Source organism: Streptomyces sp. NPDC016469 (assembly GCF_040632905.1).
Classification (GTDB): domain Bacteria; phylum Actinomycetota; class Actinomycetes; order Streptomycetales; family Streptomycetaceae; genus Streptomyces.
In genome coordinates this window covers 222,391-241,728 of sequence record NZ_JBEYCQ010000010.1, presented here as the reverse complement: position 1 = coordinate 241,728, position 19,338 = coordinate 222,391, and the positions used below count along the sequence as shown (strand labels likewise).

Here is a 19,338-nt window from a genome sequence, read left to right as displayed (position 1 = left end):
AAACGCCCGGTTACATTCCGAACCCGGAAGCTAAGCCTTTCAGCGCCGATGGTACTGCAGGGGGGACCCTGTGGGAGAGTAGGACGCCGCCGAACTCCTTTTAGGAAGAGCCCCGTGCCCTTGTGGCACGGGGCTCTTTCGCGTTTCCGGGGCAGGACACCGAATCGGCTTGTACGTGGCCGGCCCGGGTGGTTTTGCATAACCCCTGGATCAGGGTATGCTTTAGCTCGTTGCCGCAGGGCAGCAAGGCCCCAATAGCTCAGTCGGTAGAGCGTCTCCATGGTAAGGAGAAGGTCTGCGGTTCGATTCCGCATTGGGGCTCAATAAGAAAGAAAGGCCCCGCCGGACGGCGGGGCCTTTCTTCATGTCCGGGGACCTAGTGAGGTTCCGGGACCCTCATCGTCAGGATGGCCATGTCGTCCGAAGGCGGCTCGGCGGCGAAGCGCTCGACGGCCCGGAGGATGCGTGCGGCCACCGCGCCCGCCGTGAGCCCCGTGCAGTGGGAGAGCACGTCCGCCAGGCCGTCGTCGCCGAGCATCCGCGTTCCCTCACGGCGTTCCGTCACACCGTCCGTTACGCACAACAGGACATCGCCCGGCTCCAGCGTGAAGGCCTGCTCGTACAGCTCCAGGTCCTCCATGACGCCCAGCAGCGGCTGCGGGTCCGCCGCCGGCTCCACCGAGCCGTCCTGGCGCAGTCGCAACGGCAGCGGGTGGCCCGCGCACACGACCTTCAGGAGCGCGCTGCCGTCCTCCTGCGGCCACAGCTCGCCGTAGAGCAGCGTGAGGAAGCGGCTGCGGGTCCCCTCGTCGAGGATCGCGGCGTTGAGCCGCTCCAGGACCGCGGGGCCGGCGAAGCCCTCCCGGGCCAGCAGGCGCAGCGCGTGGCGGGCGAGGCCCGTGACGGCCGCCGCCTCCGGGCCCGTACCGCACACGTCGCCGATGGCGAACCCGTACGCGCCGTCCCGGATCGGGAACACGTCGTAGAAGTCGCCGCCGACCTCGTTGCCCTCACCGGCCGCGCGGTAGATGACGTCCACCTCGACGTTGGGAACGGCCGGCAGGCCCGGCGGGAGGAGGCTGCGCTGAAGGGACTGGCTGATCGCCGTGCGCTCCGAGTAGAGGCGGGCGTTGTCCAGGGCCAGGGCGGCCCGGCGGGACAGGTCCTCGGCCAGCTCCAGGATCTCCTGGCGGAAGTGGTCGTCGGACGGCTTGCCGAGCGTCAGCATGCCGATGACGCGGTTACGGGCGACCAGGGGCAGGACGACGGTCTCGCCGCCCACCGCCGCCGCGGTCGCCAGCGTCGTGCGCGTGGTCGAGCCGAGACCGCCCGGGTCGCCGATCCCGATACTCCGCATCGAGGTCCGCAGCGCCGCCTCGTGGGCGGCCTGCGAAGGAGCTCCCCACACCCGCGCCCCGGGGGTCCGTACCGGCTCCGGCGGGGAGATCCTGGTGAGCAGGCTCTTGAGCCCGTCGATGCGCTCCTCGTCCTCGTGCAGCACGTAGGAGAGCTCCGGGTCCGACGCAGGATCGGCGATCGTGTAGACGGCGCACCACGTCGCCAGCGTCGGGACCGTCATCTGGGCCATCAGGGCCAGCGTCTGGTCCCGGTCCAGGGTGCCCGCCAGCAGGTCCGACGCCTCGACCAGGAAGGACAGGGAGCCGCGGCGCAGTCGCTCCAGCTCGCCCAGCCGCGCCGACTCGACCGCGAGCGCGATCCGGTCCGCGGCGAACTGCAGTCGCAGCGCCTCCTCGTTGGAATAGCGGCCGGCGGCCTCGGCCGCGACGCCCAGCGAGCCCGTGAGGCGCCCCTCGACCTTCAGCGGGACCGTGACCACCGAGCGCATGCCGGTGTTGCCGAGCAGCGGGACCGCACCAGGGACGGCGTCCAGGTCCTCATGGACGGCGGGCATCCGGGCGGAGCCGTACCGCCCGGTGCCGGCCTCGACGGGGACGCGGGCGAAGCGCTGACGGGCGGAGGGCAGGCCGGTCGTGGCGCGCACCTCCAGCTCGGTCTCGTCGTCCGTGGCGAGCAGGAGGAAGGCGGCGTCGGCGTCGAGCATGTCGCGTGCCCGCTCGACGGTGCGCTGGAGCAGGCTGTCGAGATCGTCGGGGGCGGGAGAGCCGATGAAGACCTCGAAGGGGTCCGTCGTGCGGCTCTCGGCGGCGTCGGAGACCGGGGTGCGCACGGGGGTCTGGAGGACCGCGCGCTCGTAGTCGCGCACCAGCAGGCAGACCGTGGACGGTTCGCCCTGAGGATCCCGGACGCGCAGGTGGGAGCCGTAGACCGGGATGGTGCGGCCGTCGGCGCCCCGGATGCCGTAGCTGCCCTCCCAGCGGGAGAGGCGCAGGGCGTCCGCGATGCCGGTGCTGGTGCCGGGGGTCTGCGGCCATGCGGTGAAGTCGGTGAGCTGCTTGCCGATGACCTGGTCCGGCGTGTAGCCGAAGAGATACGCGGCGTCGTCGTTCCACGCGGCGAGGGCGCCCTCGCTGTCGATCTGGACGACCGCGACCCGTACGCGTTCGTCGGTGACCGGAAGCAGGCCCACGGGCAGCAGCGGACCGGCCGAGCGGACGCCCACCGGGCGGTCCGGGAGGTCGAGCTGGAACCAGACGTGTTTGCGCGTGGGGGAGTATTCGACGCCCCAGCGGGAAGCGAGAGCGGCGCACAGCAGCAGACCGCGGCCGTTCTCGCTGTCGAGGCTACCGAGATCGAGGCCCGTCGTCTGGAGTGGGATCTCCCGTTCCGGGTAATGGTCGGCGATCTCCACCCGGACGCCGTCCTCCGTGCGCAGACACAGCACGTCCGCGGCGGTGCCGGCGTGGATCACGGCATTGGTGACGAGCTCGCTGGTCAGGACGACGGCGTCGTCCACGACGTCGGTGTATCCCCACCCCTGGAGCGTGTCGCGGACAAAGGCACGGGCCGTCGCGACGGAGCGCGCCACCGGGTCGAAGGTGGCAGCCGCACGCGCCGTGATCACAGCACTCCCCATATGGTGTCTCGTCGCTTCCCCGAGTCCGTGCCCGTTTCTCGCCGCTTCGATTCGCCTGCCAGGCTAGACGCTCCCCGCGCGCACCGGGTACACGAGGGCCGACTTCGGACAGGGCCGGGCGGGAACGGACGGATGACCGGACAGGATGGGCTTCCCCTCGGAGGGATGTGGGACAACCATGGGAGGTTCCACCCCGACCGGTTCCCGCCTGGTACGTTTCAACGATTTGACGTCCGCATGGTCACCCGTCGACGGTGGGCTGTGGCGGTGAGCCATGGAAGTTCTGGGCAAGCTCTCGGACGAGGTCCTAGCTAGATGGTCAACCCCTGCGGGAGGGACACGGTGGAGTCTGACGTGGCGGCGCGGGGTTCGGGTACGCGCAGTAAGGGCGGTCAGTCCGTGAAGAAGCAGCGCAACGGAACCGTCGAGGTAGACGCGGCGGCGCTCCACAGACTGCTGGCCGGTCTGGTCGCCATGCGCGACGGCAACTTCCGCAGGCGCGTCACGGTCTCCGGTGAAGGCGTGATGGCGGAGCTCGCCGCGGTCTTCAACGAGGTCGCCGACCGCAATGTGCACCTCACCGGCGAGCTGGCGAGGGTGCGGCGCGTGGTCGGGCGGGAGGGCAAGCTCACCGAACGCCTGGAGACGGGCGCCTGTGAGGGCTCCTGGGCCGCCGCGATCGACGCCTCCAATGAGCTGGTCGACGATCTCGCGCGCCCGGTCTCCGAGGTCGGGCGGGTGCTGTCGGCGGTCGCCGACGGCGATCTCGAACAGCGGATGGAACTGCGCTCCCACACGGCGGACGACACGGTACGGCCGCTGCGCGGCGAGTTCCTGAAGGTCGCCCGTACCGTCAACAACCTGGTCGACCAGCTGTCGGCTTTCACCGAGCAGGTGACGCGGGTCGCGGTCGAGGTGGGGACCGAGGGCAAGCTCGGCGGCCAGGCGCAGGTGCGCGGGATGTCCGGGTCGTGGAAGGACCTCACGGACTCGGTCAACACCATGGCGTACCGGCTGACCGCACAGGTGCGCGACATCGCCCTGGTGACGACGGCGGTGGCCAAGGGCGACCTGTCGCGGAAGGTCACCGTCCATGTGGCCGGCGAGATGCTCCAGCTGAAGAACACCGTCAACACGATGGTCGACCAGCTGTCCTCGTTCTCCTCCGAGGTGACCCGGGTCGCCCGCGAGGTCGGCACGGAGGGCGAGCTGGGCGGCCAGGCCGTGGTGCCGGGGGTCGCCGGGGTGTGGAAGGACCTCACGGACTCCGTCAACACGATGGCCGGCAACCTCACCTCCCAGGTGCGCGGCATCGCGGAGGTGACGACGGCGGTCGCCAACGGTGACCTGTCGCAGAAGGTGCAGGTCAGCGCGCGCGGCGAGGTCGCCCAGCTCGCCGAGACGATCAACCAGATGACCGAGACGCTGCGTACCTTCGCGGACGAAGTCACCCGTGTGGCCAGCGAGGTCGGCGGGCAGGGTGTGCTCGGCGGCCAGGCGCAGGTGCCGGGCGCTGCCGGGACCTGGAAGGACCTCACCGACTCGGTGAACACGGTCTTCCGGAACCTGACGACCCAGGTGCGTGACATCGCCCAGGTGACGACGGCGGTCGCCAGCGGTGACATGACGCAGAAGGTCACGGTCGACGTGGCCGGCGAGATGCTGGAGCTGAAGAACACCGTCAACACGATGGTCGACCAGCTCCAGTCCTTCGGTTCGGAAGTGACCCGGGTGGCCCGGGAGGTCGGCGTCGAGGGCCGGCTCGGCGGGCAGGCCGAGGTGCCGGGCGCTGCCGGGACCTGGAAGGACCTCACGGACTCCGTGAACACCGCCTTCCGTAACCTGACCGGCCAGGTGCGTGACATCGCGCAGGTGACGACGGCCGTCGCGAACGGTGACCTGTCGCAGAAGGTCACGGTCGACGTCGCGGGCGAGATGCTGGAGCTGAAGAACACCGTCAACACGATGGTGGCGCAGCTCTCCTCGTTCGCCGATCAGGTCACGCGGATGGCCCGTGACGTCGGCACCGAGGGCCGTCTCGGCGGTCAGGCGCGGGTCGACGGCGTCTCCGGTACGTGGAAGGAGCTCACCGACTCCGTCAACTTCATGGCGGGGAACCTGACCTCCCAGGTGCGCCAGATCGCGCAGGTCACGACGGCGGTGGCGCGGGGCGACCTGTCGCAGAAGATCGACGTGGACGCGCGCGGCGAGATCCTGGAGCTGAAGAACACCATCAACACGATGGTCGACCAGCTCTCCGCCTTCGCCGAGCAGGTGACCAGGGTCGCTCGCGAGGTGGGTACGGACGGGCGCCTCGGTGGCCAGGCGCAGGTGCCCGGCGTGGCCGGTGTGTGGCGCGATCTGACCGATTCGGTGAACGGAATGGCGGGGAACCTGACCGCTCAGGTCCGTAACATCGCGCAGGTCGCCACGGCGGTGGCGCGCGGTGACCTGTCGCAGAAGATCGACGTGGACGCGCGCGGCGAGATCCTGGAGCTGAAGAACACCCTCAACACCATGGTCGACCAGCTCTCGAACTTCGCGGAGCAGGTGACGCGGGTGGCCCGCGAGGTGGGTACCGAGGGGATTCTGGGCGGTCAGGCCGAGGTGCAGGGGGTCTCCGGTACGTGGAAGGACCTCACGCAGTCCGTCAACGGCATGGCCAACAACCTCACCCTCCAGGTGCGGAACATCGCCGAGGTGACGACGGCTGTCGCCAACGGCGATCTTTCCAAGAAGATCACCGTCGACGCCAAGGGCGAGATCCTCGAACTCGTGACGACGGTCAACACGATGGTCGACCAGCTGCTCAACTTCGCCGACGAGGTGACCCGCGTCGCGCGTGAGGTGGGCACCGAGGGCATCCTCGGCGGCCAGGCGCGGGTGCGCGGTGCCACGGGCATCTGGAAGGACCTCAGCGACAACGTCAACCTGATGGCCAACAACCTGACCAGCCAGGTGCGCAACATCTCCCGCGTCTCGTCCGCCGTCGCCAACGGCGACCTGACGAAGAAGGTCACCGTCGAGGCGCGCGGCGAGGTCGCCGAGCTGGCCGACACCGTCAACACGATGGTGACGACGCTGTCCTCGTTCGCGGACGAGGTGACCCGCGTCGCCCGCGAGGTGGGCACGGAAGGCGAGCTGGGAGGCCAGGCGCGCGTCCCGGGCGTCTCCGGCACGTGGAAGGACCTCACCGAGTCCGTGAACTCGATGGCGTCCAACCTGACGGGCCAGGTGCGTCAGATCGCCGCCGTCACGACGGCCATCGCCAAGGGTGACCTGACCAAGAAGATCGACATCGATGCGCGCGGCGAGATCCAGCAGCTGAAGAACACCATCAACACGATGGTCGACCAGTTGTCGTCGTTCGCCGAGCAGGTGACCCGGGTCGCCCGCGAGGTGGGGACCGAGGGCCAGCTCGGCGGCCAGGCGCGGGTGCGCGACGTGGACGGCACCTGGCGCGACCTCACCGAGTCGGTGAACGAGATGGCCGGGAACCTGACCCGTCAGGTGCGCGCCATCGCGGCCGTCGCCACGGCAGTGACGCGTGGCGACCTCAACCTGAAGATCGACGTGGACGCGGCGGGTGAGATCCAGGCCCTCCAGGACAACATCAACACGATGATCGCGAACCTGCGCGACACCACCGCCACCAACAAGGAGCAGGACTGGCTGAAGGGCAACCTCGCCCGCATCTCCGGTCTGATGCAGGGGCGGCGCGACCTGGACGACGTCGCCTCGCTGATCATGAGCGAGCTGACCCCCGTGGTCTCCGCACAGCACGGCGCGTTCTTCCTGGCCACGCCCACCGGCGAGACCGACGCGCTGGGCGCCGAGGCCGAGGGGGCGTACGAGCTGCGGATGCGGGGAAGCTACGGCTACTCCGCCGGTTCCATGCCGACGTCCTTCCGGCCGGGCGAGACGCTCATCGGCACGGCCGCCGAGGAGAAGCGGACGATCCAGGTGGACAACGTTCCGCCCGGGTACCTGAAGATCTCGTCCGGGCTCGGTGAGGCGCCGCCCGCGCATGTGATCGTTCTTCCGGTGCTGTTCGAGGGCAAGGTCCTCGGAGTCATCGAACTGGCCTCCTTCCAGCCGTTCACGCACATTCAGCGGGACTTCCTGAACCAGCTCGCGGAAATGATCGCCACGAGCGTCAACACCATCAGCGTCAACACGACGACCGAGAAGCTGCTCGAACAGTCGCAGGAGCTCACCGAGCAATTGCGCGACCGTTCGCAGGAATTGGAGAACCGGCAGAAGGCCCTCCAGGCGTCCAACGCCGAACTGGAGGAGAAGGCCGAGCTGCTGGCCAGGCAGAACCGCGACATCGAGGTCAAGAACACCGAGATCGAGGAGGCGCGGCAGGTCCTGGAGGAGCGCGCCGAACAGCTCGCCGTCTCGATGCGCTACAAGTCCGAGTTCCTGGCGAACATGTCGCACGAGCTGCGTACGCCGCTCAACTCGCTGCTCATCCTGGCCAAGTTGCTCGCGGACAACGCCGAGGGCAATCTCTCGCCGAAGCAGGTGGAATTCGCGGAGACGATCCACGGGGCCGGTTCCGATCTGCTCCAGTTGATCAACGACATCCTCGATCTGTCGAAGGTCGAGGCGGGCAAGATGGACGTCAGCCCGACGCGGATCGCCCTGGTCCAGCTCGTGGACTACGTGGAGGCGACGTTCAGGCCGCTCACCGCGGAAAAGGGGCTGGATTTCTCCGTACGGGTGTCGCCGGAGCTGCCGGCCACGCTGCACACGGACGAGCAGCGGCTCCTCCAGGTGCTGCGCAACCTGCTGTCCAACGCGGTGAAGTTCACCGACAGCGGCGCCGTCGAGCTGGTGATCAGGCACGCCGGCCAGGAGGTGCCGGACGCCATCCGCGAGCAGCTGCTGGAGGCCGGGTCGCTGCGGGACGCGAACGGCGAACTGATCGCGTTCTCGGTGACCGACACCGGCATCGGGATCGCGGCCAGCAAGATGCGGGTCATCTTCGAGGCGTTCAAGCAGGCGGACGGGACGACCAGCCGCAAGTACGGGGGTACGGGCCTCGGCCTGTCCATCAGCCGCGAGATCGCACGGCTGCTGGGCGGCGAGATCCACGCGGCGAGCGAGCCCGGTCGCGGCTCCACGTTCACGCTGTACCTTCCGCTGCACCCGAGCGAACTCCCGCCGCAGGGCTACCCGCAGCTCGCTCCGGGACAGGCCGACGGCCAGACCGGCCCGATCGAGGGCGGCCGGACGCCGGAGGCCGGACAGGTGTACGTGCCGGACCCCGCTCAGGCCACCCCGCGTCGTCGTCGCAAGGCGCTCGGGAGCGCGCAGCAGCAGCCCGCGCTGCCGCCGCGTCCGGCGCCCGCTCCCACTGCGCAGCAGACTCCGGCCGTCGAGCCGGAGTCATGGGCCGTGGGCGGCCAGGAGGAGCCGGAGACCCGCAGGACGTTCCGGTTCAGCGGCGAGAAGGTGCTGATCGTCGACGACGACATCCGCAACGTCTTCGCGCTGACCAGCGTGCTGGAGCAGCACGGACTGACGGTCCTCTACGCCGAGAACGGGCGCGAGGGCATCGAAGTCCTCGAGCAGCACGACGATGTGACGGTCGTACTGATGGACATCATGATGCCGGAGATGGACGGTTACGCGACGACGTCGGCGATCCGCAGGATGCCGCAGTTCGCCGAGCTGCCGATCGTGGCACTGACCGCCAAGGCGATGAAGGGCGACAAGGAGAAGGCGCTCGAATCGGGTGCGTCCGACTATGTCACCAAGCCGGTTGATCCCGACCATCTTCTTTCGGTCATGGAAGGGTGGATGCGCGGAGAGTGAGCACTCACTGAGAGAATCCATGAAGATTTGTTGACCGGTGGTGTCCGAACGAGTGTGGGAACGCGGATCGCGGGGAACCTTCTGGTCCCCCGCCACGTTTCCGGTACGTGCACAGTGACATCACGGTGACAGGGTGTGGTGACCGCCGGGGTGCGGCTACCATGACCGGCACAAGGACGGGCGGCGTAAGGGAGTCGTCCCCCGGGGCGGCGCCCGGTGCAATTCCGGGGCGAGGAGGGCGGGCCATGGTGCAGAAGGCCAAGATCCTCCTGGTCGATGACCGGCCGGAGAATCTGCTGGCGCTGGAGGCCATCCTCTCTGCGCTCGATCAGACACTGGTACGGGCATCGTCAGGGGAGGAGGCGCTCAAAGCGCTGCTCACGGACGACTTCGCGGTTATTCTGCTGGACGTCCAGATGCCGGGCATGGACGGTTTCGAAACCGCCGCGCACATCAAGCGGCGGGAACGGACCCGGGACATCCCGATCATTTTCCTCACCGCGATCAATCACGGCCCGCACCACACCTTCCGGGGTTACGCGGCCGGCGCGGTGGACTACATCTCGAAGCCGTTCGACCCGTGGGTGCTGCGCGCCAAGGTCTCGGTCTTCGTGGAGCTGTACATGAAGAACTGCCAGCTGCGGGAGCAGGCGGCGCTGCTGCGGCTCCAGTTGGAGGGCGGGGGGCGGACGAGCGCCCAACAGGACCGGGAGCCCGCCGGTCTGCTGGCCGAGCTCTCCGCGCGGCTCGCGGCCGTCGAGGAGCAGGCGGAGGCGCTGTCGAAGCAGCTCGACGACGAGTCCGCGGACGCGGGCGCGGTGGCGACGGCCGCCCATCTCGAACGGAAGCTGACCGGTCTGCGCCGCGCTCTCGACGCGCTGGAGCCGGGCACCGGCGGGGCGTCGGCGGCCCTTCCCTCGTAACGGCGCCCCCGCCTTGCGCGCGGGGCGCCTTCGGGTGTGCCCGGGCAACTGACCGGCGGCTGAGGGGTTTCGGGGGTACGCCGCCGGTGAGGACGCGTCAGTTTCCGGCCCTCGGACGGCGACACGGACGGGTGAACCGGTACGCCCACCTGTTCACGGGCGTAGACACCGGTAACCTCGGCACCATGGCCTCACGTACGTCCGGCAAGGGTTCCCAGGGCACGGCGGGCACCGCGAAGCGCGTCGGCGGTGGCCCGGGTCCGGCGAAGAAAGCCGCGCCCGCCAAGAAGACCGCAGCGAAGAAGGCGCCCGCGAAGAGGGCGCCGGCCAAGAAGGCCGCGGCGAAGAAGGCCGCTCCGCCCCGCCCGGTGCCTTCGCCCACGAACGGCGTGTACCGGCTGGCGCGGGCGCTCTGGCTCGGCGCGGCCCACGCCGTCGGCGCGATGTTCCGCGGCATAGGGCGAGGAGCCAAGGGCCTCGACCCCGCCCACCGCAAGGACGGCGTCGCGCTGCTGCTGCTCGGCCTCGCGCTGATCGTCGCCGCGGGCACCTGGTCGAACCTGCGCGGCCCTGTGGGCGACCTCGTGGAGATGCTCGTCACCGGGGCGTTCGGCCGGCTCGACCTGCTCGTGCCGATACTGCTGGGCGTCATAGCGGTGCGGCTGATCCTGTACCCCCAGCGGCCCGAGGCCAACGGCCGCATCGTCATCGGCCTCTCCGCCCTGGTCATCGGTGTGCTCGGACAGGTCCACATCGCGTGCGGTTCGCCGGGGCGCGACGAGGGAACGGAGGCCATGCAGGACGCGGGCGGCCTCATCGGCTGGGCCGCCTCCAAGCCGCTGATCTTCGCCATGGGCGAGGTGCTGGCCGTGCCGCTCCTCCTGCTGCTCACCGTCTTCGGGCTGCTGGTCGTCACGGCGACCCCGGTGAACGCCATCCCGCAGCGGCTGCGGCTGCTCGGCGTCAAGCTGGGCATCGTGGAGCCGGCGTACGACCCCGAGGAGCCGGGCGACGACGAGCGCTACGACGAGCAGTGGCGCGAGACGCTGCCACCCCGCTCCCGCCGCTCCCAGGCGCCCGGCGCCCACGAGCCGGACCTCGCGGAGTCCGAGGCGCTGTCCAAGCGCCGCAGGCCGCGCAGGCCCTCGGTGCAGCCCGCGATGAACCGCACGATGGACGCGGTGGACGTCGCGGCCGCCGCGGCCGCCGCGCTCGACGGGGCCGTGCTCAACGGCATGCCGCCCTCGCCGGTCGTCGCCGACCTGACCCAGGGCGTCTCGGTGGACCGCGAGCGGACGGGCACGCCCGTGCCGGGTGCCAGGGAGGCGGAGCCGGCCGGGAAGCGGGCGGAGGCCACGCCAGGGGCCGGTGTACCCGATCTGACCAAGCCGGCCCCCGAGCCCCCCGAGTCCCAGTCGCTGCCCGCCCGGGCCGAGCAGCTTCAGCTCTCCGGCGACATCACGTACGCGCTGCCCTCGCTCGATCTGCTGGAGCGCGGCGGTCCCGGCAAGACCCGGAGCGCGGCCAACGACGCGATCGTCGCCTCGCTGACCAACGTGTTCACCGAGTTCAAGGTGGACGCCGCCGTCACCGGCTTCACCCGCGGGCCGACGGTGACGCGGTACGAGGTGGAGCTCGGTCCGGCCGTGAAGGTCGAGCGGATCACGGCGCTCACCAAGAACATCGCGTACGCCGTCGCCAGCCCCGACGTCCGTATCATCTCGCCGATCCCGGGCAAGTCCGCGGTCGGTATCGAGATCCCCAACTCCGACCGGGAGATGGTCAACCTCGGCGACGTGCTGCGGCTGGCGGACGCGGCCGAGGACGACCACCCCATGCTCGTCGCGCTCGGCAAGAACGTGGAGGGCGGCTACGAGATGGCCAACCTCGCGAAGATGCCGCACGTCCTGGTGGCCGGTGCGACCGGCTCCGGAAAGTCGTCCTGCATCAACTGCCTGATCACCTCGATCATGGTGCGGGCCACGCCGGAGGACGTCCGGATGGTCCTGGTCGACCCGAAGCGGGTCGAGCTCACCGCGTACGAGGGCATTCCGCACCTGATCACGCCGATCATCACCAACCCCAAGAAGGCCGCCGAGGCGCTCCAGTGGGTCGTACGGGAGATGGATCTGCGCTACGACGACCTCGCGGCCTTCGGCTACCGGCACATCGACGACTTCAACCACGCCGTGCGCACCGGCAAGCTCAAGACGCCGGAGGGCAGCGAACGGGAGCTCGCGCCCTACCCGTATCTGCTGGTGATCGTCGACGAGCTGGCCGACCTGATGATGGTCGCCCCGCGCGACGTCGAGGACTCGATCGTCCGCATCACCCAGCTGGCCCGTGCCGCCGGCATCCATCTGGTGCTCGCCACGCAGCGCCCCTCGGTGGACGTCGTCACCGGTCTCATCAAGGCGAACGTGCCTTCCCGGCTCGCCTTCGCCACGTCCTCGCTCGCCGACAGCCGCGTCATCCTGGACCAGCCGGGCGCCGAGAAACTCATCGGAAAGGGTGACGGCCTGTTCCTGCCGATGGGCGCGAACAAGCCGACCCGTATGCAGGGCGCCTTCGTCACCGAGGACGAGGTCGCGGCGGTCGTCCGGCACTGCAAGGACCAGATGGCCCCGGTCTTCCGCGACGACGTGGTGGTCGGCACGAAGCAGAAGAAGGAGATCGACGAGGACATCGGCGACGACCTCGACCTGCTGTGCCAGGCCGCCGAACTGGTCGTCTCCACCCAGTTCGGATCGACCTCGATGCTCCAGCGCAAGCTGAGGGTCGGCTTCGCCAAGGCCGGACGGCTCATGGACCTGATGGAGTCGCGCAACATCGTCGGACCGAGCGAGGGCTCCAAGGCGCGCGACGTCCTGGTGAAACCCGACGAGCTCGACGGGGTGTTGGCACAGATTCGTGGGGAAACCGCTTCGTAAGAGTTTTACGGGCAACCGTTTCGCCGGGCCGTACGTCAAGTTGAAGGGAAGGACGGAACGTCCTTCCCCGGGGCGGCCCGGCGAAACCGGCTCTGTTCGAATCTGATGGCGTACAAAGTCCACCCGCCCGGTTGCCCCACCCTTTCGTACCCCCCCTAGACTGAACCCCCAGCAGGTGGCTCACGCTCGAAAGGCGCCCCCGTGTCCATCGGCAACTCCCCCGAAGACGACCGGCCTTCGATCGGCCGAGTGCTCCAGCAGGCTCGTCTCGCCGCAGGTCTCACGGTCGAAGAGGTCAGCACGTCCACCCGGGTGCGCATCCCCATCGTGCACGCGATCGAGCAGGACGACTTCTCCCGCTGCGGCGGCGACGTGTACGCCCGCGGCCACATCCGTACGCTCGCCCGTGCCGTCGGCACCGATCCGGAAGCGCTGATCGCGCAGTACGACGCCGAGCACGGCGGCCGTCCCGCGCCCACGCCGGCGGCACCGCTGTTCGAGGCCGAACGCATCCGCTCCGAACCCCGCAGGCCCAACTGGACGGCGGCCATGGTCGCGGCGATCGTCGCCGTGGTCGGTTTCGTCGGCTTCACCTTCTTCAAGGGCGGCGACGACGGACCCTCGACCGCCGGCCGCGTGGCCGAGGGGCCGACCTCCGACAAGATCGCCCCGAAGCCCTCCGCCAGCAAGCCCGCCGACCCCAAGTCGGCCCCGTCCGAGAGCGCCATCGCCGCGGCGCCCCAGGACAAGGTCACTGTCAAGCTCAGCGCCACCCAGGGCAAGAGCTGGATCTCCGCCAAGGACCACAACGGCCGGTCCCTCTTCGACGGCACCCTCCAGCAGGGCCAGTCGAAGACCTTCCAGGACAAGGAGCGCGTCGACCTCATCCTCGGCAACGCGGGCTCGATCGAGCTCTTTGTGAACGGGAAGAAGGTCGAGGACCAGTTCAAGCCCGGACAGGTCGAACGCCTCTCGTACACCAAGGGCGACCCCGAGGTCGGCTGACCGGTCACCCGGAGACATCGCGGCGCGGCGAGCGCCCGGCCACCGTGCCGGGCGCTCGCCGTCTTTGTCACGGTGGGTGAGGGCGCAACCCTCCGCGGCGGGGTCGGTGCCGGGACAAAGTAGTCTTGAGTCCATGCCCGAACGCCGTACCGTCGCCCTTGTCACTCTTGGCTGCGCCCGTAACGAGGTGGACTCGGAGGAGCTCGCAGGCCGCCTGGCAGCGGACGGCTGGGAGCTCGTCGAGGATGCCTCCGATGCCGATGTCGCCGTCGTCAACACCTGTGGGTTCGTGGAGGCCGCCAAGAAGGACTCCGTCGACGCCCTCCTCGAAGCCAATGATCTGAAGGACCACGGCCGCACCCAGGCCGTCGTCGCCGTCGGCTGCATGGCCGAGCGCTACGGCAAGGACCTCGCCGAGGCCCTGCCGGAAGCGGACGGCGTCCTCGGCTTCGATGACTACGCCGACATCTCCGACCGCCTCCAGACCATCCTCAGCGGCGGCGTCCACGCCTCCCACACCCCCCGCGACCGCCGCAAGCTGCTGCCGATCAGCCCCGCCGAGCGGCAGGACGCCGCCGTGTCGCTGCCCGGCCACGCGCAGGAGACCGCCCCCGCCCCCGCCGACCTGCCGGAGGGTGTCGCCCCGGTCTCCGGGCCGCGCGCCCCGCTGCGCCGCCGGCTGGGCACCAGCCCCGTCGCCTCGGTCAAGCTGGCCTCCGGCTGCGACCGCCGCTGCTCCTTCTGCGCCATCCCGTCCTTCCGCGGCTCCTTCATCTCCCGCCGTCCCTCGGACGTGCTGGGCGAGACCCGCTGGCTCGCCGAGCAGGGTGTGAAGGAGGTCATGCTGGTCTCCGAGAACAACACCTCGTACGGCAAGGACCTCGGCGACATCCGCCTCCTGGAGACCCTGCTGCCCGAGCTCGCGGACGTCGACGGGATCGAGCGCATCCGCGTCAGCTACCTGCAGCCCGCCGAGATGCGTCCCGGCCTGATCGACGTCCTCACCTCGACGCCGAAGGTCGCGCCCTACTTCGACCTGTCCTTCCAGCACTCCGCGCCCGGCGTGCTCCGGGCGATGCGCCGCTTCGGCGACACCGACCGCTTCCTGGAGCTGCTGGACACGATCCGGGGCAAGGCACCCCAGGCCGGCGCCCGGTCCAACTTCATCGTCGGCTTCCCCGGCGAGACCGAGGACGACCTCGCGGAGCTGGAACGGTTCCTCACAGGCGCCCGTCTCGACGCGATCGGCGTCTTCGGCTACTCCGACGAGGAGGGAACCGAGGCGGTCGGCTACGACAACAAGCTCGACGCCGACGTCATCGCGGAGCGCCTCGCGCACATCTCGCAGCTCGCCGAGGAACTGACCTCGCAGCGCGCCGAGGAGCGCATGGGCGAGACGCTCCAGGTCCTGGTCGAGTCCGTCGAGCCCACCGAGGACGAGCCGCGCGCCTACGGCCGCGCCGCGCACCAGGCGCCCGAAACCGATGGCCAGGTGCTCTTCACCACACGCGAGGGCCTGGTCCCGGGCCGTATGGTCGAGGCAAAGGTCGTGGGGACGGAAGGCGTGGACCTGATCGCCGAGTGCAGTGAGCTTGTGGAGGTAGCCAGATGACCGGAGTCCCGGCATCCGCGGCAGGCGGTTCCGGCGCGACGCCGGTCCGCGGCGGAAAGCTGGGCGCCGCTGCGGTCGATCAGGCCAGTCTGTGGAACATCGCCAACCTCCTGACGATGGCCCGGCTCGTGCTCGTCCCCGGCTTCGTGGTGCTGCTGCTCCACAACGGCGGATACGACCCGGCCTGGCGCTCCTTCGCCTGGGCCGCCTTCGCCGTCGCCATGATCACCGACCTGTTCGACGGGCATCTGGCGCGCACGTACAACCTGGTCACCGACTTCGGGAAGATCGCCGACCCGATCGCCGACAAGGCGATCATGGGCGCGGCGCTGATCTGTCTGTCGTACCTGGGCGACCTGCCCTGGTGGGTCACGGGCGTGATCCTCTTCCGCGAGCTGGGCATCACGCTGATGCGGTTCTGGGTGATCCGGCACGGGGTCATTCCGGCCAGCCGCGGCGGCAAGATGAAGACGCTGGCGCAGGGGACGGCCGTCGGGATGTACGTCCTGGCGCTGACCGGTCCGCTGGCCACCCTGCGCTTCTGGGTGATGGCGGTGGCCGTCGTGTTGACCGTCGTCACCGGTCTGGACTACGTCCGCCAGGCCGTCGTGCTGCGGCGCCAGGGCCTCGCGGCGGAACGGGCGGCCTCGGAGGCGCCCCAGGCAGCCTCCGAGAAGACCGGCACGGTCGCCGAGGCGGCGGGAGCCCGGGGATCGGCAGAGGCCGAGCGGTGACTGCGGCGGGCCGGGTGCTGCGGCTGCTCGCCGAGCGGGGGCAGACCCTCGCTGTCGCGGAGTCGCTGACAGGCGGCCTGGTCGCGGCCGAACTCACGTCCGTACCGGGTGCCTCCCAAGCCTTCAGGGGCTCGGTCACGGCTTACGCGACCCCCCTCAAGAGTGAAGTCCTGGGGGTGGACGCCGGTCTCCTGGCGGAGCGCGGAGCGGTCGACGCGGACGTCGCGCGTCAGATGGCGACAGGCGTACGACGGGCTCTGGGCGCAGACTGGGGAGTGGCGACCACCGGCGTCGCCGGCCCCGAACCCCAGGACGGCCAACCCGTCGGAACGGTCTTCGTCGCGGTCAGCGGCCCGCACGGCACCGAGAAAGTGGCCGCGCTGCGGTTGAACGGCGACCGGGCGGACATCCGTAAGAAGAGCGTACGAAGCGCGCTCGACCTGCTCTCAGGCGAACTCCACGAGAATGCGAGCGCACAGGATACGGAAGAGAACGGGGGGAATTGATGTTTGCAGCCCTGAGTGAACACGACATCGCTCCCCGCACGGCCGCAGCGCTAGGCGGTACGGTGGGGCGTGAAGGATGCGGCTACGCGGTCCGAGGAGGGAGCCACCGATGATTCTGCTCCGTCGCCTGCTGGGTGACGTGCTGCGTCGGCAGCGCCAGCGCCAAGGCCGTACTCTGCGCGAAGTCTCCTCGTCCGCCCGAGTTTCGCTCGGCTATCTCTCCGAGGTGGAGCGGGGGCAGAAGGAGGCATCCTCCGAACTGCTCTCCGCCATTTGCGACGCGCTTGACGTACGGATGTCCGAGCTCATGCGTGAAGTGAGCGATGAGCTGTCCCTGGCCGAACTGGCCGAGTCGGCAGCGGCCAGCGATCCGGTACCTGTACCGGTGCGCCCCATGCTCAACTCCGTCTCCGTTACCTCGGTGGCGGGTGTACCGACGGGGCGGGTGACCATCAAGGCACCTGCGGAAGCGGTGGACGTAGTCGCCGCCTGACCGTTCGGTTCGGTGTGAAGCCGAGGCCCCGGTTCTCCCTCTGTTGTGGGGAGGGCCGGGGCTTTCGTATGCCCTGGGTGGATGAGGCGGTTTTGTGTGCCGGCTCGTGTGTCAGCGCGGCGATGGGGGGCAGGTGCGTGGATGAGAGACCGAGGAAGCCTCCCGAACGGACCGTCGATGTCCTCGGGCACTTTCTCAAATGACCGTTTTGCTTCGTTTGTGCCATCGTGGGTGGTGCTGAACGGAACGGATTCCAGATCGGAGACGTGCATGTCTGTGGTGAAGAGCCCACTGTCCGAGACCGACCTCAAGACTGTCGGAGACGCCCTTCAGGGCGCTCTGGTGGATCTCCTCGACCTTTCTCTGGTGGCCAAGCAGGTCCACTGGAACGTGGTCGGGCCGCGGTTCAGGTCCGTGCACCTCCAGCTCGACGATGTCGTGGACACCGCTCGCCAGCACTCCGACACGGTCGCCGAGCGGGCGTCCGCGCTCGGTGTCAACCCGGACGGCCGATCCGCGACGATCGCCAAGAGCACGGCCATCGCCTCCGTGTCCGAAGGCTGGATCAAGGACGTGGACGCGGTGAAGACCCTGGTCGACGCCCTCGGCGTGGTGATCGGGCGCATGCGCGAGCGCATCGAGGCGACCGAGTCCCCGGACCCGGTCAGCCAGGACCTCCTGATCTCGCTGACCGCCGATCTCGAGAAGCACGCGTGGATGTTCCAGGCCGAGAGCGCCTGAGCCACGCCGTCACTCAACCGAATTCTCCAACGGAGGTATGAGCATGAGGAACGAAGGCGCGAAGGACAAGGTCACCGGTAAGGCGAAGGAAGCCATGGGCAAGATGACCGGCGACCGTCGCAAGGAGGCCGAGGGCAAGGCGGACCAGGCCAAGGGCAAGGCCAAGGACGCCATGGACGGCGCCCGTGACCGGGCGGACGGCGTCAAGGACTCCCTGAACGACGACAAGGGCTGACCCCTCGGTCAGCGGCGAGCCCCCACCCGCGCGGTGGGGGCTCCGCGCTGAGAGGGGTCGGAGCGGGGCGGGGTGGTGCGACCGCCCCGTGCGCGCCGGGGGTGCAACGGTGCGCTCTCGCCCCGGAAGAACGGGCGCGACTAAGGTCCTTCGTTTGGATCAAGCCGGAGGAGGCGGCCATGGTACGGCGATGGGTGCCGGCGCTCGTTCTCTGCGGCGTGTGGTGGTGGGCCGTGCTGCGGCTGATATTGGCCCCGGCACACGCGGGGGTGGTGGAGGGAGCGGTGGCGGCGGGTGGATGGGGGCTCAGCCTCCTGCCGGTGCACGTGGCCGCAACGGCCAGGCCCCTCGGAATCTTCGACGCGGGTACGGGCCTGCTGCGGCGCGGTACGGCGTGGGCCCGGAGGCGGGCGGGGCGGTGGCGGCGGTGGGTGGTCAGGTAGGGGTGCTGGGGCGGCCCCTTCGGCTGCGCGAGCCGCTGAGGCCCGTCCGGTCCGGCAGCGGGGACGTCAGGTGGGCCCCGGGCCGGTCTGGCAGCTGGGACACCAGTACGCGGGGCGGTCGTCCTGCTCGGCTGCGCGGATCGGGGTTCCGCAGCGCAGGCACGGGCGGTGCGTCCGGCCGTAGACCCACAGGTTTTCGCTCGGCCTCCGCGCGCGGGCGGCGGCGCTCGCGACGGTACGGGAACGGCCTCCGGCCGTCGTGACGCGGTTCGGGCGGTCGCGGTTGGCGTCGAGGAGCTGGTGCGCCGTGCTGACCAGCAGGGCCGCCGTCCGGGCAGGCAGCTCGCCGATGGGGAGCCAGGGTGTGGCGCGGGCCAGGAAGCAGAGCTCGGCCTTGTAGATGTTCCCGATTCCGGCCAGGTTGCGCTGGTCGAGCAGGGCCTCGCCGAGCGGGCGGGCGGGGTCGGCCAGCAGATTCCGCAGCGCCGTGTCGGCGTCCCAGTCCGGCCCGAGCAGATCGGGGCCGAGATGGCCGACCGCCTGCTCCTCGTCCTGGGTGCGCATGAGCTCCAGGACCGGGAGGCGGTAGCCGACGGCGGTGTGGGCCGCGTTGCCCAGGACGGCGCGGATCTGGTGGGCGGGGCCGCCGCGCCAGCGCTCGCCCGGGGCGTAGATCCGCCAGGCGCCGTCCATCCGGAGGTGACTGTGCAGGGTGAGACCCCCCTCGATCCGGGTCAGCAGGTGCTTGCCCCGGGCGGTGACGTCGAGGACGGCCCGGCCTGTGAGGTCGGCGGTGGCGAACCGGGGGACGCGGAGGTCGGACGAGGTGAGGACCTGTCCGGCCAGCGCGTGATGCAGCCGCGCGGCGGTCTGCAGGACGGTGTCTCCTTCGGGCATG

13 protein-coding genes, 1 tRNA gene and 1 rRNA gene are annotated in these 19,338 nt (G+C 69.8%); 13 read left to right on the top strand and 2 right to left on the bottom strand.

Annotation, left to right across the window (positions count from 1 at the left end):
• Together rrf and ABZ565_RS14440 are read left to right on the top strand one after the other, a co-directional pair.
• A 5S ribosomal RNA gene (gene rrf, locus ABZ565_RS14445) occupies positions 1–95 on the top strand; the annotation flags it as partial.
• A 153-nt stretch (positions 96–248) separates the two neighbouring features.
• A tRNA-Thr gene (locus tag ABZ565_RS14440) sits at positions 249–321 on the top strand.
• 55 nt (positions 322–376) lie between these two features.
• Here the strand turns inward: ABZ565_RS14440 and ABZ565_RS14435 are convergent.
• Entirely contained in the window at positions 377–2,983 is a 2,607-nt protein-coding gene (locus ABZ565_RS14435; RefSeq protein ID WP_361025269.1) for a SpoIIE family protein phosphatase, read from the bottom strand.
• 411 nt (positions 2,984–3,394) lie between these two features.
• Here ABZ565_RS14435 and ABZ565_RS14430 point away from each other — a divergent pair, with 411 nt between their 5' ends.
• From ABZ565_RS14430 to ABZ565_RS14380, 11 genes are all read left to right on the top strand, one after another.
• Positions 3,395–8,818 (top strand): HAMP domain-containing protein, encoded by a 5,424-nt coding sequence (locus ABZ565_RS14430; RefSeq protein WP_361025266.1) that lies wholly within the window; start codon positions 3,395–3,397, stop codon positions 8,816–8,818.
• 245 nt (positions 8,819–9,063) lie between these two features.
• Positions 9,064–9,741 carry a response regulator gene (locus ABZ565_RS14425; protein WP_164400722.1) on the top strand — a complete coding sequence of 226 codons (678 nt, stop codon included), beginning with the start codon at positions 9,064–9,066 and terminating at the stop codon, positions 9,739–9,741.
• A gap of 185 nt (positions 9,742–9,926) precedes the next feature.
• Complete coding sequence (locus ABZ565_RS14420; RefSeq protein WP_361025262.1) at positions 9,927–12,671, top strand: DNA translocase FtsK; 2,745 nt, start codon at positions 9,927–9,929, stop codon at positions 12,669–12,671.
• A gap of 201 nt (positions 12,672–12,872) precedes the next feature.
• A complete protein-coding gene (locus tag ABZ565_RS14415; RefSeq protein ID WP_361025259.1) occupies positions 12,873–13,676 on the top strand; it encodes a RodZ domain-containing protein in 804 nt (267 codons plus the stop codon).
• 133 nt (positions 13,677–13,809) lie between these two features.
• Complete coding sequence (gene rimO / locus ABZ565_RS14410; protein ID WP_361025256.1) at positions 13,810–15,288, top strand: 30S ribosomal protein S12 methylthiotransferase RimO; 1,479 nt, start codon at positions 13,810–13,812, stop codon at positions 15,286–15,288.
• Positions 15,285–16,022, top strand: coding sequence for a CDP-diacylglycerol--glycerol-3-phosphate 3-phosphatidyltransferase (gene pgsA / locus ABZ565_RS14405; RefSeq protein ID WP_361025253.1), 738 nt, complete (start codon positions 15,285–15,287; stop codon positions 16,020–16,022). Before rimO ends, pgsA begins: the two co-directional genes overlap by 4 nt.
• Positions 16,019–16,528: a nicotinamide-nucleotide amidohydrolase family protein gene (locus ABZ565_RS14400; RefSeq protein WP_361025250.1), complete on the top strand. Its 510-nt coding sequence runs from the start codon at positions 16,019–16,021 to the stop codon at positions 16,526–16,528. Before pgsA ends, ABZ565_RS14400 begins: the two co-directional genes overlap by 4 nt.
• A gap of 109 nt (positions 16,529–16,637) precedes the next feature.
• Positions 16,638–17,021 carry a helix-turn-helix transcriptional regulator gene (locus ABZ565_RS14395; RefSeq protein ID WP_018105285.1) on the top strand — a complete coding sequence of 128 codons (384 nt, stop codon included), beginning with the start codon at positions 16,638–16,640 and terminating at the stop codon, positions 17,019–17,021.
• Positions 17,022–17,291: 270 nt separating this feature from the next.
• Entirely contained in the window at positions 17,292–17,762 is a 471-nt protein-coding gene (locus ABZ565_RS14390) for a DNA starvation/stationary phase protection protein (RefSeq protein WP_361025247.1), read from the top strand.
• A gap of 43 nt (positions 17,763–17,805) precedes the next feature.
• A complete protein-coding gene (locus ABZ565_RS14385) occupies positions 17,806–17,997 on the top strand; it encodes a CsbD family protein (protein WP_361025244.1) in 192 nt (63 codons plus the stop codon).
• A gap of 179 nt (positions 17,998–18,176) precedes the next feature.
• Positions 18,177–18,440 carry a hypothetical protein gene (locus tag ABZ565_RS14380; protein ID WP_361025241.1) on the top strand — a complete coding sequence of 88 codons (264 nt, stop codon included), beginning with the start codon at positions 18,177–18,179 and terminating at the stop codon, positions 18,438–18,440.
• A gap of 66 nt (positions 18,441–18,506) precedes the next feature.
• Here ABZ565_RS14380 and ABZ565_RS14375 read toward each other — a convergent pair whose 3' ends face one another.
• Entirely contained in the window at positions 18,507–19,337 is an 831-nt protein-coding gene (locus ABZ565_RS14375; RefSeq protein WP_361025238.1) for a DNA-formamidopyrimidine glycosylase family protein, read from the bottom strand.
• Position 19,338 lies beyond the last annotated feature (1 nt).